The 25,521-nt window shown below is 72.3% G+C and carries 21 protein-coding genes; 14 read left to right on the top strand and 7 right to left on the bottom strand.

Annotated elements, in window-relative coordinates:
- The first annotated feature begins 106 nt into the window (after positions 1-106).
- Positions 107-4,750: a hypothetical protein gene (locus ACFYOB_RS24295; protein WP_388562678.1), complete on the top strand. Its 4,644-nt coding sequence runs from the start codon at positions 107-109 to the stop codon at positions 4,748-4,750.
- Between the two features lie 53 nt (positions 4,751-4,803).
- Here ACFYOB_RS24295 and ACFYOB_RS24290 read toward each other — a convergent pair whose 3' ends face one another.
- Positions 4,804-6,360, bottom strand: coding sequence for an alpha/beta hydrolase (locus ACFYOB_RS24290; RefSeq protein ID WP_388562676.1), 1,557 nt, complete (start codon positions 6,358-6,360; stop codon positions 4,804-4,806).
- A 273-nt stretch (positions 6,361-6,633) separates the two neighbouring features.
- Between ACFYOB_RS24290 and ACFYOB_RS24285 the strand changes: the two genes are divergently transcribed.
- On the top strand, positions 6,634-7,047 hold the full coding sequence (locus ACFYOB_RS24285) for a hypothetical protein (protein WP_388562674.1): 414 nt from the start codon (positions 6,634-6,636) through the stop codon (positions 7,045-7,047).
- 180 nt (positions 7,048-7,227) lie between these two features.
- Here ACFYOB_RS24285 and ACFYOB_RS24280 read toward each other — a convergent pair whose 3' ends face one another.
- Positions 7,228-7,965: a class I SAM-dependent methyltransferase gene (locus ACFYOB_RS24280; RefSeq protein WP_388562672.1), complete on the bottom strand. Its 738-nt coding sequence runs from the start codon at positions 7,963-7,965 to the stop codon at positions 7,228-7,230.
- A 188-nt stretch (positions 7,966-8,153) separates the two neighbouring features.
- Here ACFYOB_RS24280 and ACFYOB_RS24275 point away from each other — a divergent pair, with 188 nt between their 5' ends.
- Positions 8,154-8,939, top strand: a complete 786-nt coding sequence (locus ACFYOB_RS24275) for a 3-hydroxybutyrate dehydrogenase (protein WP_388562670.1) — start codon at positions 8,154-8,156, stop codon at positions 8,937-8,939.
- Between the two features lie 24 nt (positions 8,940-8,963).
- Here the strand turns inward: ACFYOB_RS24275 and ACFYOB_RS24270 are convergent, their stop codons facing one another.
- Both ACFYOB_RS24270 and ACFYOB_RS24265 read right to left on the bottom strand, forming a co-directional pair.
- Positions 8,964-9,470, bottom strand: coding sequence for a hypothetical protein (locus tag ACFYOB_RS24270; RefSeq protein ID WP_388562668.1), 507 nt, complete (start codon positions 9,468-9,470; stop codon positions 8,964-8,966).
- Positions 9,471-9,576: 106 nt separating this feature from the next.
- Positions 9,577-10,641 (bottom strand): NucA/NucB deoxyribonuclease domain-containing protein, encoded by a 1,065-nt coding sequence (locus tag ACFYOB_RS24265; RefSeq protein WP_388562666.1) that lies wholly within the window; start codon positions 10,639-10,641, stop codon positions 9,577-9,579.
- Between the two features lie 438 nt (positions 10,642-11,079).
- On the opposite strand from ACFYOB_RS24265, the gene ACFYOB_RS24260 reads away from it, so the two are divergent.
- The 8 genes from ACFYOB_RS24260 to ACFYOB_RS24225 all read left to right on the top strand — a co-directional run bounded on the left by ACFYOB_RS24260 (position 11,080) and on the right by ACFYOB_RS24225 (position 17,839).
- Complete coding sequence (locus ACFYOB_RS24260; protein ID WP_388562664.1) at positions 11,080-11,868, top strand: CAP domain-containing protein; 789 nt, start codon at positions 11,080-11,082, stop codon at positions 11,866-11,868.
- A gap of 164 nt (positions 11,869-12,032) precedes the next feature.
- Positions 12,033-12,596 (top strand): hypothetical protein, encoded by a 564-nt coding sequence (locus tag ACFYOB_RS24255; protein WP_388562662.1) that lies wholly within the window; start codon positions 12,033-12,035, stop codon positions 12,594-12,596.
- 305 nt (positions 12,597-12,901) lie between these two features.
- Positions 12,902-13,675: a thioredoxin family protein gene (locus tag ACFYOB_RS24250; RefSeq protein ID WP_388562660.1), complete on the top strand. Its 774-nt coding sequence runs from the start codon at positions 12,902-12,904 to the stop codon at positions 13,673-13,675.
- The gene (locus ACFYOB_RS24245) at positions 13,672-14,301 is read left to right on the top strand and encodes a TlpA family protein disulfide reductase (protein WP_388562658.1); all 630 of its coding nucleotides are present in this window, start codon (positions 13,672-13,674) and stop codon (positions 14,299-14,301) included. Before ACFYOB_RS24250 ends, ACFYOB_RS24245 begins: the two co-directional genes overlap by 4 nt.
- Positions 14,298-15,080, top strand: coding sequence for a cytochrome c biogenesis CcdA family protein (locus ACFYOB_RS24240; protein ID WP_388562656.1), 783 nt, complete (start codon positions 14,298-14,300; stop codon positions 15,078-15,080). Before ACFYOB_RS24245 ends, ACFYOB_RS24240 begins: the two co-directional genes overlap by 4 nt.
- A gap of 36 nt (positions 15,081-15,116) precedes the next feature.
- Positions 15,117-15,680, top strand: a complete 564-nt coding sequence (locus tag ACFYOB_RS24235; protein ID WP_388562654.1) for a hypothetical protein — start codon at positions 15,117-15,119, stop codon at positions 15,678-15,680.
- 27 nt (positions 15,681-15,707) lie between these two features.
- A complete protein-coding gene (locus tag ACFYOB_RS24230) occupies positions 15,708-16,439 on the top strand; it encodes a response regulator transcription factor (protein ID WP_388562652.1) in 732 nt (243 codons plus the stop codon).
- Positions 16,436-17,839 carry an ATP-binding protein gene (locus ACFYOB_RS24225; protein WP_388562650.1) on the top strand — a complete coding sequence of 468 codons (1,404 nt, stop codon included), beginning with the start codon at positions 16,436-16,438 and terminating at the stop codon, positions 17,837-17,839. The genes ACFYOB_RS24230 and ACFYOB_RS24225 overlap by 4 nt, the downstream gene beginning before the upstream one ends.
- Positions 17,840-17,870: 31 nt before the next feature.
- On the opposite strand, the gene ACFYOB_RS24220 is transcribed toward ACFYOB_RS24225, so the two are convergent.
- A complete protein-coding gene (locus ACFYOB_RS24220; protein WP_388562648.1) occupies positions 17,871-18,482 on the bottom strand; it encodes a TetR/AcrR family transcriptional regulator in 612 nt (203 codons plus the stop codon).
- Between the two features lie 176 nt (positions 18,483-18,658).
- On the opposite strand from ACFYOB_RS24220, the gene ACFYOB_RS24215 reads away from it, so the two are divergent.
- The 3 genes from ACFYOB_RS24215 to ACFYOB_RS24205 all read left to right on the top strand — a co-directional run bounded on the left by ACFYOB_RS24215 (position 18,659) and on the right by ACFYOB_RS24205 (position 21,840).
- Positions 18,659-19,489: an aldehyde dehydrogenase family protein gene (locus ACFYOB_RS24215; RefSeq protein ID WP_388562647.1), complete on the top strand. Its 831-nt coding sequence runs from the start codon at positions 18,659-18,661 to the stop codon at positions 19,487-19,489.
- 531 nt (positions 19,490-20,020) lie between these two features.
- The gene (locus tag ACFYOB_RS24210) at positions 20,021-20,887 is read left to right on the top strand and encodes a papain-like cysteine protease family protein (protein ID WP_388562645.1); all 867 of its coding nucleotides are present in this window, start codon (positions 20,021-20,023) and stop codon (positions 20,885-20,887) included.
- Between the two features lie 14 nt (positions 20,888-20,901).
- Positions 20,902-21,840, top strand: coding sequence for a hypothetical protein (locus ACFYOB_RS24205; RefSeq protein ID WP_388562643.1), 939 nt, complete (start codon positions 20,902-20,904; stop codon positions 21,838-21,840).
- Positions 21,841-21,916: 76 nt separating this feature from the next.
- Here the strand turns inward: ACFYOB_RS24205 and ACFYOB_RS24200 are convergent, their stop codons facing one another.
- Both ACFYOB_RS24200 and ACFYOB_RS24195 read right to left on the bottom strand, forming a co-directional pair.
- Complete coding sequence (locus ACFYOB_RS24200) at positions 21,917-23,395, bottom strand: branched-chain amino acid ABC transporter substrate-binding protein (RefSeq protein WP_388562641.1); 1,479 nt, start codon at positions 23,393-23,395, stop codon at positions 21,917-21,919.
- A 4-nt stretch (positions 23,396-23,399) separates the two neighbouring features.
- Entirely contained in the window at positions 23,400-25,400 is a 2,001-nt protein-coding gene (locus ACFYOB_RS24195; protein WP_388562639.1) for a hypothetical protein, read from the bottom strand.
- Positions 25,401-25,521 lie beyond the last annotated feature (121 nt).

The raw sequence follows: 25,521 nt of genomic DNA, 5'->3' as shown, positions 1-25,521 counted from the left end.
CGCCGATCCGTTCCGCGTTCCAGGTGAGCCCGACTTGGGACGACGGGCGGGCGAACGGGCGCTGCTCGGAACGGCGTTGTCAGCGGTGCGTGGCAGGATCGGACACATGAACCTTCCTGTCCCGCTTCCGTCGGAACCCCACAGGTCGGAGGCGTACGCCGACTGGGTGCGCGCCCACGACCCCGGGGCGGAAGCCGCCGCGGTCGAGCTGCTCACCGACGTGCGCGACCGCATCTCCCGGGCCTACCCGAAGGCGGGCCGGGCCCTGGACGGGATGGAGTTCCTCGCCCGCGCGCTGCCGCCGCGCCACCTGCCCTGGTTCTGGGACACGATGGCCCACCGGCTGATCTCCTGGGACCTGAGGGCCGCCGGGCGGGCGTACACGATGGCCCGTACCGCCGAGCGCGAGCACGCGCTGCCCGTGGACCCCGGCTGGCGCCGGGCGAACGTGCTGCTGCTCGCGGGCGCCGGAGCCCTCCCGGTCAAGGAACTGAGCGGCCACCAGGGATGGCTGGCCGGCGTACTGGACCCGGTCGACGCGCACACGGAGTACATACGGGTCCTCACCGCGTGGGCGGCCTCGCCCGGTGAGCTCCCCGCCGATCTGGCCCGCAGGGTCCGCGCCTCGGTGCGCGCCGCCGGCCTCGACCCGGCCGAGGAGGCCCGGGTGCTCGCCCCGCTGATCGGTGCCGCGCGCGGGAAGTCCGTACCGGACCGCCTGCTCGACGCGGTCGCCGCGCTGCTGGCCGACCACCCGCAGGACGACGAGGTGAACGCCGCACTGCTGGAGGTGTTCCCGGAGTCGAAGAACGACGCGGCCGCCTGGCTGCGGCTCCTGCTGGCCTCGGGCGCCGCCGACGCGGTGGTCGCCGGGCGCATCACGCCGGAGGGCGGGACCGCCGCCTGGCTGGGGCGGTACACCCGCGCGTACTCCCACCACAAGGTGCCGTACGGAGGCGTGGCGCGGCAGCCGATGCCGCCCGAACTGCTCGACCTGGTGAGCCGGTTCGCACCCCGGCTGCGGGCGGCCGGGCAGCCGCTCAGACTGCACGAGGACCGCTGGCGCTGGCCCGGGCTCGATGCCGACCTGCTCGACCTCTGCCTCGCCGAGGGCCTCGCGGTGGAGGACCCGGGCGAGGCGATCAGGCTCAGCTTCTGGGGTGAGCGGTCGCGGCGCGACCTCAAGGCCCTCGCGGCGGACCCGGTGTTCGGACCGCGGCTGGAAGGCACCGTGCATGCCGCACTGCGGGGCACGGGCACGGCGATCACCCGGCTCCCCGAGAACGCGGGCATCGCCGCCGAGGTGCACGGCCGCGTCGAGAGCCTGATCGGCGCCCTGGCGGGTGGCGGACTGGCCGCGGCGGACGAGGCCGTGGACGAGCTGCGCGACCTGCTGGACCGGCCGACGGCCACCGCCCTGGACGGCATCGAGGAGGTCCTGGCCTCCCTCGACCTGACGGGTTCGCTCGCGCGGACCCTGCGGGCGGGGCTGCCGGAGGAACTGGGCTGGCCGGCCCTGGAAGCGGCCCTCGCGGACTTCGCTCCCGGCGAGATCGCGGGCGTGACGTGCACCTGGCCCGTCCTGACGGTGTACGGGCGGCACAGGGCCGTCGCCGTCGACCACGCGGGCGTGCGCGCGTCCTGTGCCTACCGGCTGCCGGAGGACACCGCGCGCAATGTCGTCCACTTCGCGGGCGGACAGTTCCTGGTGAGCTGGACGACGGATCCCGAGGATTCCTTCGGCGCGTACGCCTTCTGGTCCGCCAGCCCCGGCGAGATCTTCCAGCCGGAGCAGAGGTACGGGCTGCGGCCGTACGCCGACAGCATCCAGGGCGGGCTCGGATACCAGTTCGAGACGGCGGACGGCGGCGGCAGGCACGACGGCGCCGGAGTCCTGCGGCCCGGAGGCCGCGAAGGCGTCCGGCACCATGACTTCCAGATGAGCGACGGCACCCGCTTCTGGAGCTCGGAGGTCTTCCAGTCGGGCGGCGGCTGGGCCCGCGTCGACCCGCTGACGGGCGTTCGCGGCACCGACGGCACACTGCCCGGCATCCACGGCACTGCCGAGACACCGCCGGGCATGGCCGTCTTCCGCGACCAGTTGACCCTCGCGGCCCTGCCGCACGGCGCGCCCGCCTCACCCCTGGGCCAGGACGGAGCCCTGACGGGGTGCCGGGTCCTGTACCGCACGCCGTACGCGGGGCCCTCACCGACCGACTTCCTGCTGGAGGGCATCGACGGCCGCCGCGCCCGCTACCGCAGCAGGCGCCCGGGCCGCCGCCCCTGGGGCATCGTTCGCATGCCCCAGGGCGGCGAGGACGCCGTACTCGCGGGCGAGTCGAGGATCCGCTGCCACGCCGCCGAGGACGGCTCGCTCCTGTGGGAGGTCCACGGCTTCCCCGGCTCCGACCGCCGGCACCGGGCCGCCGCCCACAGCGTGGGCCCCGTGCCGCCGCCCGCGTACTGGCACTTCCTCACCCCCCGCGACGAGCACGCCTCCAAGGCACTTCGCGCGATCGGCGACGACGCCGTACGGGCGCTCCTCGACGCGGCCGGTGCGCAGGGATCGGCCCCCGACCCCGAAGCCGCCGTACGCGCGGAGATCGCCCGGGTGCTGCCCGAGGTGACCGAGCCGCGCGTCGTCGACGGTGTGGTGCGTGCCGCGCTGCTGGCCGCCGATGTCCGGCGGCGGCGCGAGGAGTTGTCCCGGCGCGTGGGCATCATGCGGTCGGGGCCGGTGGTGGAGCTCGGCTCGGCCGTCCCGGACACCGTCCTGGCGCCCGCGCTCGGCGGCCTGCTGCCCCTGGTCCGCCCCTACCAGGCCTACGTACCCGGGCCACAGCCCGCGACACTGACGGCGGTCGCGGCCGACGGCCGGTACCTGCGTGGCGAGATCGACGACGAGACACGCCGCCTGGCCCTGCCCGCGGTGGCGGACGCGTGGTCCGCGCTGCTGGGCAGGATCGACGCGGTGGCGTGGCGGGCCGCCGTGGAGACCACCGACGAGGAGGAGCGCGCTGCCCTGGCCGCGCTGCTGGAGACCTGGAGCGGACAGCCGTTCGCGGAGCGCGGAGGCCGGTGGCGCACCGGCCGGGCACCCGAGGGGGAACTGGAACAGTGCCGGGCGGCAGGGCAGTTCGTGGCCTCCGGCCCCGAACGTGGCGGCGTGGCGCCCTTCGTGCAGCCCGCGGGCGACCCGGCGCCCGGCTCCGGCGCCGTGGACTGCGCGACCTTCACCATCGCCCGGGACGACGCGGCGCGGCTGCCCAGGCTGTTGCACCTGGTGGCGGAGCGGGGACCGCTCGCGCTGTCGCCCGAAGCGCTGGACGTCTTCTCGTGGCGTACGGGCGCCCGGCGGTCGATCGCCGCCCTGGTACTCGGCGGGCTGCCCGACCGGCAGGACCACGACGAGCACCTGAAGAGGCTGCGGGCGGCCCCCTACAAGGCGAACAGGGCCATGGCCAGGGAGTACGGCGACCTCTGCCACAGGCTCGGCGACGCCGGGCGGCGGGCGGTGCTCGCGGCGGGCGTCCCCGAGGACCCGGCCGAGCTGTGGGCGCCGGGCGGGATGACCGCGGCGGCAGAGCGGATGGCCGCCGTCTGGGCGGAGCTGCTCGGCACCACCCCGTATGTGGACGAGGGGCTGGCCGGGGCGCTCGAAGCCGACCTTGGGCTGGGCGACGGCTGGGCCCGCGCCCTCGCGGCCGGACGGGTGCCCGCGGAGGCCGCCTTCCCGGGCGCCGGGGTCGTCCTCGTCGGTGACCGCAGCGGTGGGTTCAGCCTGCACCACGCCGAGGCGGACGGCGGCGCCGGCCGCTGGGTGACCACCGGCCGGTCCTTCCACTGCGAGCCCGCGTCCGTCGTGGCCTGGGCGCTGACGGAGCGTCCGGTCGGTGATCCGGCCGCCGCGGGCGCCGTGCGTCTGTACGGCGCGCTGCGGGCCCTGCTGGACGACCCGGGGACGCTGATCCCGCTGGGCTGGTACTTCGCGTTGGGCCGCGCGGTGCCCGATGACCCGGCCTTCATCCCGTACGCGGGAACCGTGCTGCCCTGCCCGGAGCCCTTGTACCGGGAGGACACAGAGCCGTCCACGGCCTACGACGACGGCCTGTTCGTGGTCTCCGTACCCGGTCGTGACGTGTTCCTGCGGCCGGCCGCACTGGCCGATCCGGAGCGGGTGGAGCGGGCCGTGCGGCTGTGCGGCGAACTCGGCCTGCCCGGCCTGCTGGAGGCCGTCCGGCGCATCCAGGCGGTGTGCGGCGAGGGGCTCGCCCGGATGGTCGACCGCGTGGCCTCGACCCCGGTGCCGCCGGGCGGCTACGAGCTGAACCCGGCCCTGAGCACCCCCGGTCTCGTCGCCGAGGTCACGGCCGTCCTCGGGGTCGGGGCGGACGCGGCCGCCCTGCACCTCCAGCTCCTGGCCCTGACCCGGCCCACGGATCAGAACGTCCGCCGCTGGAACGGCTGGACTCCCGCCCGCCACAAGGCGGCCCAGGCGGAACTGGTGGCGGTGGGCGCCGTCCAGACCGGCAGGCGGGCCCGGGCCGGCCGGACGGCCTTCGTGCCGGGCGCGTGGACGGAGTTCAAGGCACCCCACCTGCCCGTGGAGACCGCCAAACTCCCGGCCCACCTGGTGTCCGCCGGGGCGTCGGAGCCCCAGGGCCCGTTCACCCGCTTCCTGTCCCCGGTCCCGCCGCACGAACTGTTCGCCCGTGCCTGGAGGCGGACGCGCACGGGAGCGGAGGGGTAGCCGCCAGGGCTCGTGGCTGTCGATCACGGGGCACGGCGGTCGTCCGACACTCCTCAGGACCGGGGACGGGGCCCCGCCGCGGGATCCGGCAGCGGCTTGCCCGCACAGGTGGAGTCCTGGGCCGGCAGGCGGCCTTCGAGGAGGAAGTCCTCGACGTAGGTGTCCACGCAGGCGTTGTGTGCCTGGTACACGCCGTGGTCGCCGCCGCCCACGGTGATCAGGCGTGATCCCGCGAGTCCTCGGTGGGCCCGCAGGGCGCCCTCGTAGTGGGTCGCCGGGTCGTTGACCGAATTGAGCATCAGGACGGGCGGCAGCCCCTCACCCGTCACCTCGACGTGCGGCGCCGTGGAGCGCGGCCAAGCCGCGCAGACCGAGGCGAACGTCAACTCCCGGGCTCCGACCATGGGATGGCTGAGGGTGTCCGCTTCGCTCTTCCTCACCCAGTAGCCGGTGCTGCGGGTCCACGGAGTGTCCGAACAGGTGACGGAGAAGAAGTCGGCGGCGAACCCGGCCGCCAGCGGGTGCTGGAGTTTCCGGGCGAGGGCCTGCCGGGCGGCCGGCGGGGCGCTGTCCGGGTGTTCCAGGAGACCGAGGGCGGCCGCGAGGTCGGGGAAGGTGTCGCCGCTGTATATGGCGCTGGTCGCCGCCGCATCGAGGTGGTTGGGCGTGATGACGGTCCCGTCGAGGTCCAACGGGTGCCCGCGCAGCGCCGTCCGGAGCCCCTCGTAGCGCGCCTTCGCTTCCTGGGGGGTCCGGCCCAGGTGGTAGGTGGCGTCGTTCTTCGCCAGCCAGGGCAGGAAGTCCTCCTCGAACCGGCGCTGGAAGCTGCGTGGTTGGCCGGTCATGAAGGTCTGCCAGCTGCCGGTGAAGCCGATGTTGCTGTCGAGTACCACCCGGTCGACGCGGCGCGGGAACTCGGTCGCGTAGTAGGCGCCGAGGAGCGTGGCGTAGGACGGGCCGTAGTAGGAGACCTTCTCGGCGCCGAGGAGGGCGCGGTAGAGGTCCATGTCGTGCACGGCCTGGTCGGTGGTGATGTACGGCAACAGGTCCCCGGAGTTGCGCCGGCAGTCCCGTACGAAGTCCCGGGTGCGCTCCAGCGTGCGGCGGACGGCCTGCTCGCTCCGGTCGCGCAGGTCGCCGCTGGTGAACAGGGCGTCGACGGTGTCCTGGTCCGAACAGACGACGTTGGTGCTGGCCCCGACGCCGCGCTGGTCGAAGCCGACGATGTCGTAGGCGGCCGCCAGCTTCGGCGCGTACGAGGCCAGTCCGGCGGGCCGGCCCAGGCCCGAGGCGCCCGGCCCGCCGGCCGCCATCATCAGGACGCCCCGGCGCGCGGCGGGATCCGGGGCCCGGTGCCGGGACACCGCCACCGTGAGGCTCGGTCCCGCGTCGGGGTGGTACCAGTCGCGTGGTACCGACATGGCCGCGCACTCCAGCGAACCGTCCTTGCACGACTGCCAGTCGAGCCGCTGATGCGCGTACCGCTCCGGTACGGGAGGTGCGCCGGCCGGGGTCGCGCCGTGCGCGGCGGCGATGGGCAGGGCGGTCGCGGCGAGGATCCCGCAAGCGGCGGCCACGGCCCAGCGTGCCGGCTTCCTGAGCAAGTGCATGTGCTGTTCTCCCCGTTGGGTTGATCGGTCGTCCCCAGCGTCGTCGAACGGCAGGTCCTGGCGCGATATCGCTACGACCCGTACCGGTGGTGGTGCTGGTGCCACCCCACGGCGCCTGTAGCAGAAGCAGTACGCAACCGTGCGGCGGCCTACCGGAGTTCACCCCTTCGGGGGGTGGGCGGCTCGCCCGTCGTCGTCCGCGCCACCGGAGGGTGCTGTCATGGGCAATTACGGCGGGGACACAGGGGCACAGGGGGAGTGGAGGAGTGAGGCATGGGGTACCCGGGGCTCGGCTTCTGGATCCTCACCGCCGTCATCGGCGCCTACCTGCTGACGGTCTGGCTGCGCGAGGGCGGCCTGCGGCAGCGCGCCTCGGCGATCACACGCCTGCCGGTGCCCGTCATCCTCGCGCACGTCCTGCTCGCCGTCGCCGGGCTGTGCTGCTGGGCGCTGTTCACCTTCTCCCGGGTGGCCTCCGCGGGGCGGGCGGCCTCCGCGCTCGTCCTGATCGCCGCGTCCCTCGGAGCGGTCCTGCTCTTCCGCTGGCTGCCGAGCCGCGGCCGCCACTCCCGTGACGAGGACGCGGCGGCCGAGCGCAACTTCCCCGTCGCCGCGGTCGTCACCCACGGAGTCAGCGCGGTGCTCACCGTGATCGTCGTCGTGACCACCGTGATCTATGCGACCTGACCATCGCACGTCACCCTAAAAGGGCTGTCCCGTAATCCCCGGTGGGTCAGCGCACGGCGTCGGATGCGGTGCATCGCAAGGCTGAGGGGTGCCCCATACTGGGCGTATTCGGGCGTTCCGACAACGCGGCGAGGTGCCGTAGCCGGCGTCGTGCGCCCGCCGGGGATTACGGGACAGCCCTTAGGCCCGGCGGACCCCTCGGCGTACGCGCAGCACGTCCGCCGTCAGCTCGTCCTCCAGGACGAGGCCGGCCTGCGCGAGCTCCTCGCGCAGCGCCCGTACGGTCATCGGCCGGAGCAGGAACGACTCCTGCGCCCGCCGCAGGATCCGGCCCTGACGGCACACCAGGTAGGCGTAGTCGCAGCGGATCAGGCCGTCCTCGGCGCGCGCGGTGACCTGCCCGCGGTAGGTGTCGGTGCCCAGGCGGACCTCGCCCAGCGAGCGCCGGGTGGGGCGGACCGGGAGCCGGGCCGGAGGGCGGTCCAGGAAGAGCAGGCCGCCCGGCACCAGCAGATCGGCCACCGCGCGCCACAGCGCGCGCCGTTCCTCGGGCGGCAGGCACGGGACCAGCCGCAGGCACACCGCCAGATCGGCCTGCCCCGTCAGCGACAGGTCGAGCGCGGAACAGGCGTGCACGGTGACCCGGTCGGCGGCCGACCGGCCGACCGGAGGGTGCAGGCGGGAGAGCAGCAACGACCGCATCGTGGCGGCGGGTTCGACCGCGTGGACCGGCACGATCGACGCGTCGATCAGCACCTCGGTGACCAGGCCGGTCCCCGCGCCGATCTCGACGATGCCGATGCGGGCCGCCGCCGCCGGACCGGCGAGCGCCTGCGCGTGCCGGTGGTACGAGCGGGCGTGCAGCAGGTCGTAGAACTCGGCCGACACGGCATACGCCTCGGCCGGTCGTGTGTCCACCCCTATGTCCATCGGGCCATCATCGCCGGACGAGGCCCTGCCCACGAGCGCACGATCCGGCCACCAGGGCCAGTCGGGGCCGGACGGTCCTCGTGGTGCCGCACTGGCGATGTCCGACACACGGCCCGGACCGACTATGGGGGTCACACCCATGGGAGCGGCACGTGGATGTCGCGATGATTCCGGCCATGACAAGCTCAACGACTCCCGCGTCCGCCCGGACGGCAGGTGTCGACCTGGCGGGCCGCACCGCCATGGTGACCGGCGCCGGCAGCGGCATCGGGCGCGCCTGCGCCACGGCTCTCGCCTCGGCCGGGGCCCGCGTGCACGTCGTGGACATCGACGCCGGGGCGGCCGCGTCCGTCGCCGAGGAGATCGGTGGTCACCCCCACGTCGTGGACCTGGCCCGCCGGGACCTCGTCGAGGAACTGCCCGTCGACATCGACATCCTGGTCAACAACGCCGGCCTCCAGCACGTGGCCCCCCTGACCGACTTCCCGCCGGACCGGTTCGAACACCTCCAGAAGGTGATGGTCCACGCCCCCTTCCTGCTGCTCCGCCGGACCCTGCCGCACATGCGCGCACGAGGCTGGGGGCGGATCGTCAACATCTCCAGCGTCCACGGTCTGCGGGCCAGCGCGTTCAAGGCCGGATACGTGACCGCCAAGCACGCCCTCGAAGGGCTGAGCAAGGTCGCGGCCCTCGAAGGCGCTCCCCACGGCATCACCAGCAACTGCGTGAACCCGGGCTACGTACGCACCCCCCTGGTGGAGCAGCAGATCGCGGCACAGGCCGCCGCTCACGGCATCGACCCCGAGCAGGTGGTCGGCGAGGTGATGCTCAGCCGCTCCGCGATCAAGCGGCTGATCGAACCCGAGGAGGTCGCCGCCGTCGCCGTATGGCTCTGCGGACCGCACACCGGCTACCTCACCGGCGCCTCGATCCCCCTGGACGGCGGCTGGACGGCCGCCTGACCACCGCTCCGCGGCGCGTACCGCTCAGGGGGCGCGCCACAGTGCGGCGGTCCGGCTGGTCGCCTTCCACAGCTCGGGACCGCCGGCCGGGGCGGGCCACACCTGGATGAGGTACTCCTCGACGGGGTCGCCCGCGGTACGCGGGTCGCCGTCGTCGCGGTTCCTGCCGTGTACGCGGATCAGGTACTCGCCGGGGCCGGGGAGGTCCAGCCGGCCGGCCGGGTCCGCTTGCGTGCCGGTCGTGGCGAAGTCGATGAACGCGGAGTCCCACGAGACGGGTACCTCGGAGACGTCCTGCCACCCGTCCGTGTCCAGGGGCGGGGCCCCGTCCCAGAGTTGGGCGGTGACCGCGATGCGGCCGGTCTCCTGCCCGCACAGGACGCGGGCGCTGCCGCCGTCCGGGTCGGCCTCGACCAGGCCGTTCAGCGTCCACTCGGGTTCGAACTCGGCCACCAGATCCTCCCCGGTGAGGTCTATCGTGCCTGCGTCGACATGGACGGTGCTGCTGGTGGTGTGGTGCGGAGCGGGCATGCGGGTCTTCCCCTCGGTGTCGAATCGGAACGGGGCCGCACCCATGGTGGGTGCGGCCCCTGCTCTGCGGGTACCGGTTCGGCGGAAGTGCCGGCGGTCGGCCCGGTCAGTCCCTGCCGCAGCCCACCGGGCCCATAGCCTCGGGCGGCGCCACCGCGCCCGCGGACTTCAGGACACGGACGTAGAACGCGTCGCCCTCCAGGACCCGCTGACCGTTCAGCGATGCCTTGCGCAGGCTGCCCTCACGGGAGTTGTCCCGCTCGTCGAGGAAGTGACAGGAGTAGTCCGGGTTCCGGCTCGCGCCCTCCAGCGACTGGGCGAAGGGGTACTCGTCACAGGACAGCCCGCTGCCCGGCGGAGGCCGCGGCACGTCGCGGCCGCAGGCCACCTCGCGGTTCGCGCCGATGACGGTGTCGTCGAACGTGCGGTGGAGCGGGTACCGGGTACCCGGCTTCCCCCACGGCTGGTCGAGGTTGCGCTGCGCCCAGTCGACGTGCCAGGCCACGGCGTCGACCCTCGGGTTGGCCGTGTCCAGCAGCCACACGGCCGCGACGTCGGGGTACACGCAGCCGCCGGTTTGGACGGGCGTGATGCGGGGGGTGCTGTCGCAGCGCGGCCGGAACGTCTCCCCGATGAGCGCGCTGCCCTCGTCGTGACGGGGCGCGTCCAGGGTGGCGTACGGGCGGACGCTGTCCTTGACCAGGTCCCGGCCCGGCGACGAGACGGTGAACTCGTACGTCCGCGTCTGGTTCGGGAACAGGAACTGCTCACCCGACTCGTTCACGTCGCAGTGGTTGCACTCGAAGCCGACCCGGCCGTTGGTCAGCCAACCCGCCCAGGAGGACGGGTCCGTCAGCCGCAGTTCCACCTTGTACTTCGACGCGTACCGGTTGCGCGGGTCGAGTGTGGACGTGACCTTGGAATGCAGGGTCGCCGTCCCGGCGGGTGTCCCGTTGACGGTATAGACCACCGGTATCTTCGTGTTCGAGCACGACTCGGTACGCGTGAGCCGGATGAACCCTTCGGCACAGTCGAGTGCCTGGGTGCTCACGTCGCCGTCGCCGTCGGTGTCCGTGAGGGTGGTCGTTTTCTCCGGCGCGCCCAGCTTGATGGCGAGCTGACCCGATCCGGAGTCGTTCGGTTCGGGCGCGGCGGCTGCGGGTGCGGCCATTGCCAGCGAAATCAGCAAGGCCGTGCCGATCGCAGCGACTGCCGCGCGTGTCCTACTTAACGATCCTTTACCCATGCGGGTGAGTCCTTCGTAAGTCGAACGGATTGACCCGTGCATGCTGAAACGGTCACCGACGGTCGGTCAACGGCGTGTTGAGATCTACCGGACGGTCCTCACACAAACCCCTCGAAGCGCACGCATATCCCGCACCGCGGGAACACTTGCCTCCATAAGGTCGCCGGAACCGGCTCGTTCCTGTGCCGATCCTGCGGGTTTCCTTAAGAGAACTTGAAGAACGCCTCCAGAGAGCTCTTTTCGCTGGTCACGGCCCTAGGCTCGGTCGGACCCACCCCTTCTCCCCGTGAGGTGCTACAGCGCATGAGCCGCAGCCGAACTCCCGCAACGCCGTCCCGAGTCGAAGCGCGACGGAAGAAGACGGTGCGCACGCGCATCGTGCTGTCCCTCACCGCGGCGGCCGCGACGGTGGCGGTCGGGGTCGCGGTGGCCGATTCCGACGGCGGAGCGCGCGTGGACCGGCGGGCCGACGGCGCCACCGGGCCGAAGTCAGGGACGGCCGCCTCCGCGAGCGCGGAGGCGACGGCAACCCCCTCTGCTCCGCTCCCGACGCTCACCGCCGACGCCGCGTCCGCGACGGGCGCGATGCCGTCGTCGACGCCCGGCGCCGACGCCACGGGATCCGCCGGTCCCGCGAAGTCCGAGGAGCAGGAGAGCAGCCCGGCCACCTCGGCGCCGCCCAAGACCAGCAAGCCCGCGCGTACGTCCGCCTCGACCACCACCGGCGGCGGTTCCGGGGGGTCGGGCGGCTCCTCCGGCGGTGGCTCCAGCGACTCCGAGTCCGCGGTCCTCGCCCTGGTCAACAAGGAGCGGGCCGCGGCGGGATGCGGTCCCCTGACCACGAACGCCAAGCTGAGCGCCGCGGCACGGTCGTACAGCGACACCATGGCCCGCAGCGGGGTCATGTCCCACACCGGCCCCGACGGGTCCACCATGACCAGCCGCGTGGAGGCCGCCGGATACGGCTGGTCCCGCCTCGGCGAGAACATAGCCCGCGGCCAGTCGGACGCCGACGCGGTCATGAACGCGTGGATGAACAGCCCCGGCCACAAGGCCAACATCCTCAACTGCTCCTTCAAGGAGATCGGCATAGGCGTCCACAAGGGCGACGGCGGCCCCTGGTGGACGCAGGACTTCGGGGCGCCGAAGTAGGAACAGCCCGCCGGCCCTCCACGTCGGCCGCCGAGCCGCACACGTCCTCCGACCCTTGCACGGGTCAGGAGGACGTCGGCGTTCGCCCGCCGCTCCGGGGCCGGCCGCGGGCTGTTCGGGGGAGGCGGTGACGGCCGGCCCCGCGCGTCGGCCACTATGGGGCCGTGCCTCGAATTCCGCGCTACCTGCTCATATGGCTGTCGTGCACGGCCGCCAGCGTGACCGCCGTGCTCGCCACGGTCCAGTTCGTGGTCGGCTCGACCCGGCATACGCCTCCGGTTGCCCGGTCCGCCCCGATGGTCTTCGATTCGCCGCCGGCGTGGCTGGCGGGGCAGGGCCAGTCACCGAGCCCGCAGTCCCCGAGCGCGTCCGCCAGCGCCTCGCCCACCGCGACCGAGCGGCCGTCCCCCTCGGCCTCGACACCCGTGCCCGCGAAGGCCTCTACGGGAACCCCCAGGACGACAGCGCCGAAGCCCGCCGTCGACTGCGAGGAGGGGGGACCGGGCCTGCACACCGTCCCCTCGCAGGGCGGCAAGGTCACGGTGCGGTACGGGAGCCGCGGCGTGTGCCTCATCTCCGCGATACCCGGCCGCGGATTCAAGACGACCACGTCACAGACCGCGGACGACACCCTGACGGTCACGTTCACCAGCGCGGACCACCGCTCGGACATCACGGCGACGATCGAACCAGTGGCGAAGGCCAGCGTCCGCGAGACGTCGTTCTGAGGGCCCGGCCGCTCCGGCCGATCCGCCCCGCTCAACCCCCTGGTCCCTTTTGCGGGTTTCACCTGCTTGTGTGCGCCCATCGCCCGAGTTCCGGTGAAGCGGAAGGTGAGCTGTTCCTTAGGGGAACCTCAAGATCACGCTCACACGGTTCCGGCGGCCCGGAGCGGTCCTATGCTCGCGTCAGCCGAGCGGCCTTCGGCGCCCGGGCGTGATGCCCCGGCGACCGGTCCGGCCGTCGGCTTCACCGATCCGGGAGGCGTTTCGCCCCTCCCGTAGTCCGAACCGTGCCTTGGGGTGTCTTCGCCATGAGTTCTCGCATACTCCGACCCGTCCGTGCCGGCCGCAGCACGACCCGCCCCGGCTCCGCCACGCTCCTGGGGGTGCGGCTGCCGCTGATGGCCGCGGCCGTGGTCGCCGCGGGGCTGACCACCGCGTGCGGGCCGTCCTCCCAGCCCGCCGGCGCCTCCTCGCCGACCGTGGCCGGTCAGTCGTCGCAGGCCCTCCCCACCGGGACGGAGTCCGCTTCCGCCTCGGCCTCCGCCTCCGCCGACGCCTCCCCGACCGCCTCGGCCTCGCCGTCGGCGTCCGCCAGTACCCCGTCCGGCTCCTCGCCGACCCCCTCCCGCGCCCAGACCTCGGCCGCCCCCAAACCGCCCCGTACGTCCGCCGCTCCCGCGCCGGCACGGATACCCGGGCCCGGCTACGACAGTTCGGCCGATGCGCAGAAGCTGATCGACGCGGCTCTGAGCGCGGCCAAGGCCGACGGGAGGACGGTGCTGCTCGACTTCGGCGCCAACTGGTGCGGCAACTGCAAGGCGGCCGACAAGGTGTTCGCCCAGCCGCAGACCGCAGCGATCCTCGGGGCCTCGTACCACCTGGTCAAGGTCGACATCGGCGGCAACAGCTCCGCCAACTCCGCGCTCCTGCGCAAGTACAGCCCCTCGGGCGGTACGTACAAGATGCCCGTCCTGGTCGTCGTCTCGCCGTCCGGCACGGTGCGCACCGACACCCACGCCACGGGCAATCCCGCGCTGACCTCGGAGGGGCTCAACTCCTTCCTGCGTCAGTGGGCGTCATGAGACGACCGGTTCTGCGGCCCGCCGCCCTGGCCGGAATCGGCCTCGTGGTGGCGGCCGCCGGCTGCGTCTTCGCCGCCTCCGGCGGGGCCGGGGCCGCAGCCGACGCCGACGGAGCCGGGGCGTCGGCCGGACCGGCGAGCGCCGCGGTCAGGGCCGCGGCAGCCGCCACGGTCGTTGAGTCCGGCGCCCGGCCGGCCGCGCCCGTGCTGGCGGGCGACGACCTGGACGGAAAGCCGGTCAGCCTCGCCGACTTCCGTGGCCAGGTCGTCGTGCTCAACGTCTGGGGTTCGTGGTGCGGACCCTGCCGGGCGGAGGCCGACGACCTCGAAAGGCTCAGCGCGCAGACCCGTGCCGAGGGGGTCCGGTTCCTCGGGATCAACACCCGCGACCGAGACCGCGCGGCGGCGCAGGGCTTCGTACGGGCGCACGGCCTCGGATTTTCCAGCCTCCACGATCCCGCCGGAGAGCTCCTGCTCCGCTTTCCTCCCGAGCTCCTCAACCCGCAGGCGATTCCTTCGACCCTCGTGATCGACCGCCGAGGACGCATCGCCGTCAGCATCGGGGGCGCGGTCACCGACGAGCAGCTGAGGCCCCTGCTCGCGCGCGTGGCGGAGGAAGGTCCATGACGACGTTCACGGGCGTGACCCTCGCCGCCGCGGACGCCCCCTCCCTCCTCCACGGGACGCTGGCCGTCGCCGCCCCCGTGGCGTTCTTCGCGGGACTCGTGTCCTTCCTCTCGCCGTGCGTACTGCCGCTCGTGCCGGGCTACCTCAGCTACGTGACCAGCCTGTCGGTCTCCGACCTGGCGGACGCCCGCGGCGGGCAGCGCAGCCGCATGGCCGCCGGCGCGGTGCTGTTCGTCCTGGGGTTCACGGCCGTCCTCGTCTCCGGAGGCGCCCTGTTCGGGTACTTCGGCCGTACCCTGCTGGCCCACCAGGAGGTGGTCACCCAGGTGCTCGGCGTCTTCACCGTGCTGATGGGGCTGTCCTTCATGGGCCTGCTGCCGGGCTTCACACAGCGGGAGGTGCGCAGCCACCGGCGGCCCGTGCTCGGACTGGCGGGCGCACCCGCGCTGGGGGCGGTGTTCGCGGTCGGGTGGACCCCGTGCATCGGCCCGACGCTGGCCGCCGTACAGGCGCTTGCCTGGAGCGAGGCGAGCGCGGCCCGCGGGGCCCTGCTGATGGCGGCGTACTGCCTCGGGCTGGGCCTGCCGTTCATCCTGGCCGCGGTGGCCTTCCGCCGGGCCCTGGGCGCCTTCGGCCTGGTCAAACGCCACTACCAGTGGGTCCTGCGGATCGGCGGCGGGATGCTCGTGCTCGTCGGCGTGCTGCTGGCCACCGGCGTGTGGAACGACCTGGTGTACCGGCTGCAGTTGTGGAGTGCGGACTTCACCGCGACCGTCTAGTCCCCACCCCTTCCCTTCCTTGAAACAGAGGCACAGATGAACGTTTCCGCGTATGCCAGGCATTCCCGGAAGGCCAGCATCGCGGCCGCCCTCCTCTCCTTCGCCGCGCTCGCGGCATGCGGCGGGCAGCCTGTCGAGGGCGGCGGCGCCGCGCCCACGATGCGCTTCACCGAGAACGGGGTCACCGTCACGCTCTCGGTGTCCGACTGGCATGCCAGGGAAGGCACCTTGACCGCGGTCTTCACCCCCGAGGAGAAGGGGTTCCACCTCTACAGCACCGACCTGCCACCCAGCGGAATCGAGGGCGTGGGCAGACCGACCGCGGTGGACGTCACCGGAGTCCTGCGCGCGGGTGGGAAACTGACGGCCGCAGCGAGCGTACGGACTATCAGCGTGCCCGGCGTCGACGCCCCGGTCCCCGTCTACCCCGACGGCCCCGTCACCACCACGCTGCCCGTCCGCGCGGACGGCAACGGTGACGCGACGGTACTGCTCGGGTACGCGAGCTGCAGCTCGCAGGAGGGCTGCACCATCCCGGTCTCCGACCGCCCGGTGCACCTGCGCATCACCGACGACGGCCCGGCCTTCGGTGTCCACTAGGAACGAGCGTTCACCTAAGGTGTGCCCATGCCCAGCGTCCTGGTCGTGGAAGACGACCCCAGCATCCGCCAGTCACTGATCGAGGTCCTGGCGGAGCACGGGTATGCCGTACGCAGCGTGGGTGACGGGTTCGGCGCCCTGCGCGAGGTCACCCAGATGCCCGTCGACGCGGTGGTGCTCGACCTGGGGCTGCCCGATCTGGACGGAGGAGACGCACTGCGCATGATCCGGGGCATTTCCTCCGTTCCCGTACTGGTGGCCACGGCCCGCGACGACGAGACCGAAATCATCAAGCTCCTCAACGCCGGCGCCGACGACTACCTGGTCAAGCCCTTCTCCGGAGGACAGCTCATCGCACGCCTCTCCGCCGTCCTCAGGCGCACCAGCCACCTTCCCCCCGCCCACGGCGCGCATGCCGCTCAGGGCCAGGGGCCGTCGCCGACTGCCGAACCGCTGCGCGCCGCCACGGTGGGCGAGCTGGCGGTGGACCCCGGCGCGCGCACCGCGACCCTGGCCGGCCGGGAGCTCCACCTCACCCGCCGGGAGTTCGACCTCCTGGCCTTCCTCGCCCACCACACCGGACAGGTCGTCTCCAAACGGCGGCTGCTGACCGAGGTCTGGCGCGAGCCGTACGTGGACGACCAGACCGTCGACGTGCACCTGTCGTCCCTGCGCCGCAAGCTCGGCGAACGCGCGGCGGCGCCGCGCTACCTGCTGACCGTCCGCGGCGTCGGCATCAAACTGGTGGCGCCGCGGTGAGACGTTCACTGGCCGGAGTGGCGCTCGCCGTGACGTCCATGGTCGCGCTGTCCTTCCTCATACCGCTGGCCGCCCTGGTGATGTCGCTGGTCAAGGAGCAGAGCGTCACCGCGGCCGAGCAGCGTGCCGCGGCCCTGGCCCCCGTACTGACCTTGACCACGGATCCGTCGGCCCTGCGGGAATCGGCCGCCAGCCTGGACGCGGCCGAGTATTTGGCCGTCCACCTGCCGGACGCCCCTGTCCTCGGCAGCTCCCGGGCCCCCGCGGCACTGCTCGAACGGGCCCAGAAGGGGCGCGAGTCCATCTCCCAGCAGATTCCCACTGGCTGGATATGCCTGCAGCCGGTGGTGCTGCCCGGCGACCGGGTCGCCGTCATCGAGAACTTCGTCCCCGAGCAGGAGCTGACCCGCGGGGTCAAGGCTTCCTGGGCGGTCATGCTCCTCCTCGCCGTGGGGCTCATCGGCGGTTCCGTGCTGGTCGCCGACCGCCTCGGCGCGAAGGTCGTCAGGTCCTCCAAGAGACTCGCCCGCGCTTCCCACGCGCTGGGCGAAGGCAATCTGGACGCCCGTGTGGATCCCATGGGACCCAAGGAACTGCGCGACGCGGGGCTGGCCTTCAACGCGATGGCGCACCGGATGACCGAGCTGCTCGCCGTCGAACGAGAACTGGTCGCCGACCTGTCCCACCGGCTGCGCACCCCGCTGACCGCCCTGCACCTGGCGTCGGAACGCATGGCGGGCTCACCGGAGTCGGCCAGGGTCGAGGCGGCAGTGTGCGCACTGGAGGCCGAACTCCAAGCCATCATCACCGCGGCGCGCACCCCGCTCGCCGTGGGCCCGATGGGCCAGGGCATGCTCGGCACGGAAGCGGGCACGGGCCACCAGGCCACGACCGCGGGACCGTCGGGACCGCGCTGCGAGGCAGCGGACGTCGTCCGCCGCCGGACCGCCTTCTGGGCGGTCCTGGCGGAGCAGCAGGACCGGTCCTGCACCCTCGAAATCACCTCGGAACCCGCGCCCGTCAGCCTTTCCGACGACGACATCGCCGCCGTGGTGGACGCGCTCATCGGCAACGTCTTCCGGCACACCCCACCCGGCACTGCGTTCGGCGTCCGCGTGGTCCGCACCGCCCAGGCCGTGGAACTGGTCGTGGAGGACTCCGGTCCGGGCATCCCGGAGCCGGACCGGGCCCTCTCCCGCGGCAGCAGCACCGGCTCGTCGGGACTGGGCCTCGACATCGCCCGCAGGGCCGCGTCCGTCACCGGCGGCTCGATGCACATCGCGCGCGGCCCTCGCGGAGGCGCGCACATCACCGTGGTCTTCGCACTCGCCCCGTCCCTGCTCTCCGGGCGCAGGCAGCGCATCTCCCGGCGGCGTACGGGATGGCCGCGCGGCCGGTGAACCCTTCTGTCGGCCTGACGGCCCAACGCCGTCAGACCGTCGGGAACTCCGGCGCGATCCCGAGGGCCGGCGCGATCGCCCGCCAGACCGTCGACTGGGCCGTGGCGAGGTCGACCCGGGGGTCCTCCAGCATCAGACGGATGCCGAGGCCGTCGCACAGGGCCAGTACCAGGTTGCTGAGCGCGCAGACGTCGCAGTCGGTGAACTCGCCGGAAGCGATGCCCCGTTCCACGACTCCGCCGACCCACGTGTGCAGTTGGTCGTACAGGTCGACGGCGAGGTGCCGGGCCGTGCCGTCGCGCAGGCCGCGCACCCACAGCTCCTGCCAGAGCTTCCAGTTCTGGCGCAGCTCCGCGTTCGTGGGCAGCATGCTCCGCACGATCCGGGCCAGGACGACGGCGGCGGGGAGCGAATCGTCCTCGCTGCCGGTGTCCGTACCGGTCTTCGCGAAGGAATGCGTCATCGCTTCGGCGAAGAGCTTCTCGCGGGTGTCGAAGTGGTAGTGCAGCAGGGCCTTCGAGACACCGGCGTGCTCCGCGACCTTGCGCATGCTGACGTGCTCGAAACCGATGTCCGCGATCACCTCGCACGCGACCGTGAGGATTCGCTCACGCGTTTCGAGTGCGCGCTCGGCCTTGGTCACGTTGGCTGCTCCCCGTGTCGGCGCCCGTCGGGTCGGGTGAGTGGATGGGGGAGTGGGCGGATGGATGGGCCCCGGCGGCCCGGGCCCGCCGGACCACCGTCCTCGCGCATGGGGCCCCCGGGTACCGGCCGTCGGGGCACCGCGGTCAGGGATAGGGGTGGAAACCCCGGCCGGTCTTGCGGCCGAGCAGGCCGGCGTCCACCATCCGGGCCGTCTGCGGCGACCGCGACACCGGCCGGGCCCTCACCGCCCACCCGGCGGTCGCCCTGATCGCCGTCACCGGCAGCGTCCGCGCCGGCCGGGAGATCGCGGCGGCCGCCGCGGGCGGCCTCAAACGGGTCCACCTGGAACTCGGCGGCAACGCCCCCGTCATCGTCCACGAGGACGCCGATGTCGAGCCCACCGCCACCGCCCTCGCCGAGGTCGCCTACTACAACGCGGGCCAGGACTGCACCGCGCCCACCCGCCTCCTGGTCCACCGCCGGATCCACGACGTGTTCCTCGCGGCCTTCGCGGCCGCGGCGGGCAGGCTCCGCATTGGCACCGACTTCGGTCCCCTCAACAACGCGGCCCAACTCGCCTCGGTGCGGGCATTGCTGCACCGCCTGCCGGCCCACGCCGAGATCGTCACCGGCGGGAGTCGGCTCCCGCGCCCCGGCTTCTTCCACGAGCCCACCGTGGTCGCCGGCGTCCGCCAGGACGACGAGATCGTGCAGGAGGAGATCTTCGGCCCGGTCGTGACCGTCCAGGCCTTCGCCGATGAGGCAGAAGCCCTGCACCTGGCCAACGGCGTGCGCTTCGGCCTGGCCGCGAGCGTGTGGACCACCGACCGCGACCGTGCGATGCGCGCCACCCGCGCCCTCCACACCGGCATCGTCTGGGTGAACACCCACGGCACCACCGTCTCCGAGATGCCCCACGGCGGAGTCAAGCACTCCGGCTACGGCAGTGACCTCTCCCTGTCCGGCCTCCTGGACTACACCCAGGCCAAGCACGTCATGCTGTGAGCGCCTGCTGACAATGCGTCCGGTTGTTTTCCTTTCGAAATGATGGAGAGTCACACCGCATACACTCAGGGCGATTTCACTATTTGACATGGCGTCCAACAAAGGGTTGCGGACTTTCAAGTTTACGTAAAGTCGCACCCTATTTGGCTGCCCGAAAATGGCCTGGACCAAGGGTTGCGCCCTCGGTAACTGGCAGCAGTCGGCGGTCAATTGACGATCCATCATATTGTTTGGATCCGGTGATTGAATAGGCGACATCTTCGCGCGTAGAGCATGGGCGTTCGGATCCCCCCATCTCTCTGGCAGGATTCCCGGCACCCAATGCACTCAAGGAAAGAGGTGTGGCTGTGCCTGGATATGGAGGACCTGCACCTCGGCTTCACCGGTAGTGCAGGGGCGTCGACCCGTCCGGATATGACGCTTGGTCGGCCCGCACTTCCGGGCTGTAGCCGCCTGGGGCGGCAAGACGGCCGGCGGCGCATTGATCGGAGCGCCGCCGGGCAGCCAGCCCGCATTCTCAGTTCAAGGAGCATGATGCACAAACGTCGCGCGTCCCGCCGCAAGAAAGCGCTGATAGCCGCGATCACCGCCGCACTCTCCGGCGGTCTGCTGTTCGGCTTCGGTGCCCTGGCCCAGGCCGGTGCGGTCAACGGCACGGTCATCGGCGGGCAGGGCAACTACAGGACCGTCAACCACCGGGCCAAGCCGTCCCTCTCGGCCCAGGTGAACGGCTCCTCGAAGGTGGGCGACAAGATCCAGATGTCCTGCCGGACCACCGGGGACACCGTGGAGAACAATCCGCGGTGGATCTTCACCGGCTCGTACTACATCGCCGACGCCTTCATCAACGAGAACACCACCGCCCTTCCGGTCTGCGGTTCGAACCCGAACCCGAAACCCACGCCGCCCACCCCCACGACCGCGAAGACGCTCAAGATCGACATGCAGAAGCAGGTCAGGACCCAGTGGTGCTGGGACGCCTCAGGCGTGACCATCGCCAAACACTGGGGCCGCTCCGTCAGCCAGGAGCAGTTCTGCCAACTCGCCGCCCAGGGCACCTGGGTGGACTGCAACAACCAGCCCGCGACGCTGGAGGACATGGCCAACGGCCTGGCCAAGCTGGGGCTGAGGGACAGCGGCCGCAGTCTGTACCGCAACGCCTCGTTCAACGAGTCCGTCACCGAGATCGCCGCAGGCCGGCCGTTCGCCGTCCGGATCGGATGGCGCACCGGCGGCGGTCACATGAACGTCATCTACGGCTACGACAGCACCACCAACATGATCGCGGTCGGCGACCCGTGGCAGACCACCCAGACCTACACCTGGTGGAACCACGCCACATACGTGAACAACAACTCGTTCCAGTGGACCCACTCCCGCATCGGGATCCAGGGCTGAGGAGAAGACCGACCATGCAGACCATGCGACACACCAAGCGCGCGGCGGTCCGGGCCGCCGTCCTCGCCACGGCCGCGCTGGCCGCCGCCCTGAGCGGAATCGTTCCCGCACAGGCTGCGGAGGGCGACGGCATCGCGGGCTACCCGTCCGCCCAGCAGGCCGTCCGGAGCGACCAAGTCCGCGACACAGTCTCCCGATTCCTGGTTTCGGCCCGGCAGCACGGCACTGCCCCCGCCGCGGACGGCGGCACCGTCGGCACCCCGGGGAACGCGCCCGCCGCGGTCGCCGCGCCGCCCGGGTTCGATCTCAAGGACCCGGTGCCGTTGTTCGAGATCAACCCCGAGTTCGTGACCGGCAAGACCCAGGCGACCCCGCAGACCGCGATCCGGCTCTCCTACCTGGCCTCCCGGGTGACCGCCTCCGACGGCAAGAACGCCGCCGTACTGCTCGCGCCCAAGGGGAACGCCAACGCCCCTGCGACGGGAAGCGGCCCGCAGAACGTCGGCGCCGAGGGCTGGCAGCTGGCCGGCATCCGGGACGGCGACGCCGAGGTCGGCTTCGCCGAGCGTGGCACGCCGCAGGCCCGTACCTTCACCGAGCCGCAGATCCACGCCTGGTACCGGCTCACCGCCGAAGGCATGGTCGAGCCGCTCAACGACGAGGCGACCACAGGCCTCGGCGGTAAGCGCGGCATCAGCCTCGCCTCGTACCAGAAGCTCGTCGCCGCCCGCTACGGCGACAAGATGCCCGGCTCGGAGTACGACCGCAAGGGCCTGGCCGGCGGCTACGCCGGGCTCGGGGAGGACCAGCCGGAGCAGGTCGCCGCCACCTCCGCGATACCGGCGGCCGAGGCGTCCTGGCAGGCGGTCTCCGTCACCGGGGCCGCAGCCCTGGCGGCGATCGGCGGTGCGGTGGTGTACGCACGCCGCCGGGGGACCGCCGCCAGCCGCTGACCTGATTCCGTGAGGCCGGGCCCCTTCGGCCCGGCCTCTGCCGGTCCACGCCCAAGGGCCGGACCGCGGGGTTCCGTCACTGTTCCTGCGGCGGCTTGCCCTCCGCCGCGGACACCTCGACGAACTCGACCTGGCCCTTGCCGTTGAGGCGCAGGATCGGCACGGCCTTGTTGCGCGGATTGCCGTTGTTCTGGAAGGAGATGAACCCGCTGGCCCCGGCCACCTGCTGGGTGCCGTCCATCTGGTGGAACATCCGGGCCACCGCGTCACCGGCGACCTGCCCCTGCCAGCGGGCGGCCATCTGGATGCCGTGGGCCGCGGCGAGGACCGCGTCATGGCCCATCAGGGCCCCGCCGTCCTCACGGGTGTCGTGCGGGAACCACCGGTCCAGCAGCCCGCCCGGCTGGAAGTTCTTCGCGGAGGGTGCGGACACCGCCTGCGGCGCCGAGCGGTACATGTCGGGGTGGGAGAGGCCGGTATAGAGCACCTCGATGCCCGTCTCGGCGGCGTGGGCGAGCTGCTCGGCGCTCAGGTTGGTCGTGTCGTCCCCGGCGAACACAGTGAACTGCTGGTCGGTGCAGCTGCGGTTGGAGAGCGCGTCGAGGAAGTGGGTGAGGTGCCGTCCGCGACCCGCGAAGTACACGAGCTGCGGGCGCTGCTGGCACAACTGTCCGGGCATGTAGCGCAGTTCGTTCTGCCAGGCGCTGCTGACGGAGGAGTCGTAGGTCATGCGCTCGGCGACGAGCCGGTGCTTGTCGCCGTCCTGGAAGGCCTTGGTGAAGGCGGTGCCGAGGGTGGAGGCGTAGAGGTTCCCCTCCGCCACGTCCTGGATGACGACGCCGGTGGCGACGCCGCGCCGTTTGAGGTAGCCGACGGCCGCGTACGCCTCGTCCTCGTTGGTGGGTGCGATCCGGACGAAGCCGTTGATGCCCTGGATGTTGGTGGCGGTCATGGTGGCGCCGACCATGGCGATGCCGTGTTCGGAGAGGAGCTTTATCGCCGCGAGGTTCTCGTTGGTGCTGGGGCCGAGGCCGGTCACCGCGACGAGCCGGTCCGGGGAGTCCTTGCGGGCGATCAGCTCGTCGACGGTGTGCTTCCACTGCGTCGACCTGCTGCCCGGATTGGCTATCAGCAGCCGGATCTTGGGGGTGGCGGCGAGGTCGCCCTGGTTGTGCCGGTACTGGGCGAGGTAGGCGCCCTGGAGTTCGTGGCGGACGCCCTCGGCGGAGTTGCTGTCCTCGGCGGTGGAGGTGAAGGAGGTGAAGTAGGCGACGCTGACGTACGGTTCCTTGTCCGCGTTGTCGAGGACCCGACGGTTCTCCTCCTCGATCTTCCTGCTGACGGCGTCGAGGTGCGGTGCGAAGACGTAGGAGCCGTCGGTCACTCCGACGCACTCGTCGTCCGGGCCCTGCTCGACGACCCCGTCGGCGCATCTGGCCTGGCGTTCCTGTAACCAGCCGACCCCCACCCACAGGGCCGCGACGAGGGCGACGGCGGCGGCGGTGGCGAGGGCGACGCGGCGTACGACGTGCAGGGGCCATTCGAGTCTGGGCACGCGATCAGCCCTCCCAGCCGGCGGTCTGGGGATCGCGCCAGTGACGGTACCGCTCCGCCTCGTTGAACAGGGCCACGATGTCGTTCCTCCGCAGTTGGGACAGCTGGGTGTAGCCGTCGGCGATCATGTCGTTGAGCCGCATGGCGGGGTCGGCGAGCGGATCGCTCCACACCCAGCGGGTGGTCACCAGGGTGTGGATCACGGACTCGGTGTCCATCACGTGCCCGGACCGGCGCGGGACGAGCCCGGCGAGGAGTTCCAGCGGTCCGCTGCCGCCGGCGAGGCGGTTCGGCGCGGCGGTGATCGCGCCGAGCTCGGAGATCCACTGGGCGGCCGGTACGGCGGTGAAGCGCCGCGCCAAGTGGGCGGTGACCTCCTCGGTCCGCCCGCGGGCGAGCTGGTGGTACATCTCCTGAACCGGCTTGCCCTCGCCGCGGTAGTACTCCGCGAGGAGTTCGTGGACGGCGTCCCAGCCGTCGGGGCGTGCGGCCAGTCGCCACAGGAGCAGCCGGCGCAGCCACGGATGGAGTACGGGGACGACGGCGACGGGGCCGGTCAGCAGCCAGCGGGAGCGGATCTCACCGAACAGGGAGTCGTTGGTGCTGAGCAGCCGCGTGGCGACGGAGAAGTCCCGAGCGGCGGCGCATTCGGCGAGGGTGGCCCGCTGGGTCTCGTCGAAGTCGCGCAGGAGGTGGCCGAGGGCGGTGTCGGCGAGGGTGGCGGAGTTTTCCCCGGTGCGCAGCGGCCGGTCGGGCAGGGTGCGCAGCCAGCGGTCCTGCTGGGGGCCGGAGTCCGGAGGCGGCCCGGCTTGCCGTAAGACGTCGAGCACCTGGTGGACGGCGCGCGGCAGTCCTCCGGTGAGCCGGTGCACGAAGGGGGTGAGGCGGGTCAGCGGGGCCAGGTCGCTGTTCCCGCCGAGCTGGAGCTCGATCCGGATCCGCACCTCGTCCAGGTTGAGGTCGCGCAGGCGTAACGGGTACCACCAGGTGTCCTCGCTGTCGCGGGTCGGCCGGTGGGCGTTCCAGTCGGCCAGGGAGGCCCGGTCGGGGCCGCGCAGCTGCCACGGCCAGGAGTCACCCGTGGCCGGGCCCCAGCGGGGCAGCCAGCGGTTGGAGCTGGCGACCACGGTCAGTGGGTCGCTGGCGTGGCCGGCCACGACCGTCTCGTCGTGCCGGGAGCGCAGCAGCAGGTCGAGGAAGCGGCGGCCGTACTCGGTGTGGGAGTTGTCGAGGAGCAGCAGGTAGGAGCGGGGCATGAAGTTCCGGGCGGTGTTGCGTCTGAGGTCCTCCAGGAAGGCCGAGAAGAGGACGAGGTCGAGCTGCTCCTGTTCGTTCTCGTCGCCCTCGTGGCGCCAGAGGTTGAGCTCGACGAGCGCCTCCATGGGGTCCGCGCTGCGGGTCCTGGGGTGGCGTCCGTACCAGTGGGCCCCGGCGGTGAGCCGACCGCCCAGTCTGCCGGCGAGCATGCCCGGCATGGTGCGCCGGCCGCGCCGCAGGGCGTCCTGGAAGAGCGCGAGTGCGGCGGTGGACGCGCCTTCGGGCATGCCGACCGCGCCCATGCCCACTTCGAAGAAGGCGGCCAGGTAGTCGCCGTGCCGGGCCTCGTTCTCCTCCTGGAACCGGTCGAGCTGGCGCTGCACCGCGCGTCGGCCCTCGGCGAGGCTGCGCATGCGCAGCTCCTGGTCGGAGGCGAGCAGGCCGAGGCTGAGCAGCGGGAAGTGGGAGCGGCCGTAGCGGGGCAGTTTGCGTTCGAGCTGGCGGGCCAGGAGTCCGAGGGCGTAGCGGGGGAGCAGGGACTGGGCCCCGCCGAAGTTGACGAAGGCGAAGGGGTAGTCGGGCCCGAAGTGCTCCATGAGCGCACTGTGCGCCTCGCTCGCTCCGCTGCCCGCCGGGCCGAGGAGCATGGTCAGGGGCCGCTCCGCCGCCGGGCTCTCCTTCAGGCACGCGTCGACCAGCGACAGGATTCCGCTGCGGCCCCGCAGGCCCATGCCCGTACCCGGCTCCATCACGTGTGATCCCCCCCAGGACAACGTTTCCGAGGAGTAGAGACTGCCATCCGGAGCCCGAGTCAGACAGGGGTTTCCGCTCCTTGATTCGTTTCGGTCTGCTCCGCGAGGAGCCGGTTGC

This window comes from Streptomyces sp. NPDC006463, assembly GCF_042870715.1.
GTDB lineage: Bacteria > Actinomycetota > Actinomycetes > Streptomycetales > Streptomycetaceae > Streptomyces.
Note: the sequence above shows the minus strand (reverse complement) of the source record. Positions and strands in the feature narration are given on the sequence as shown.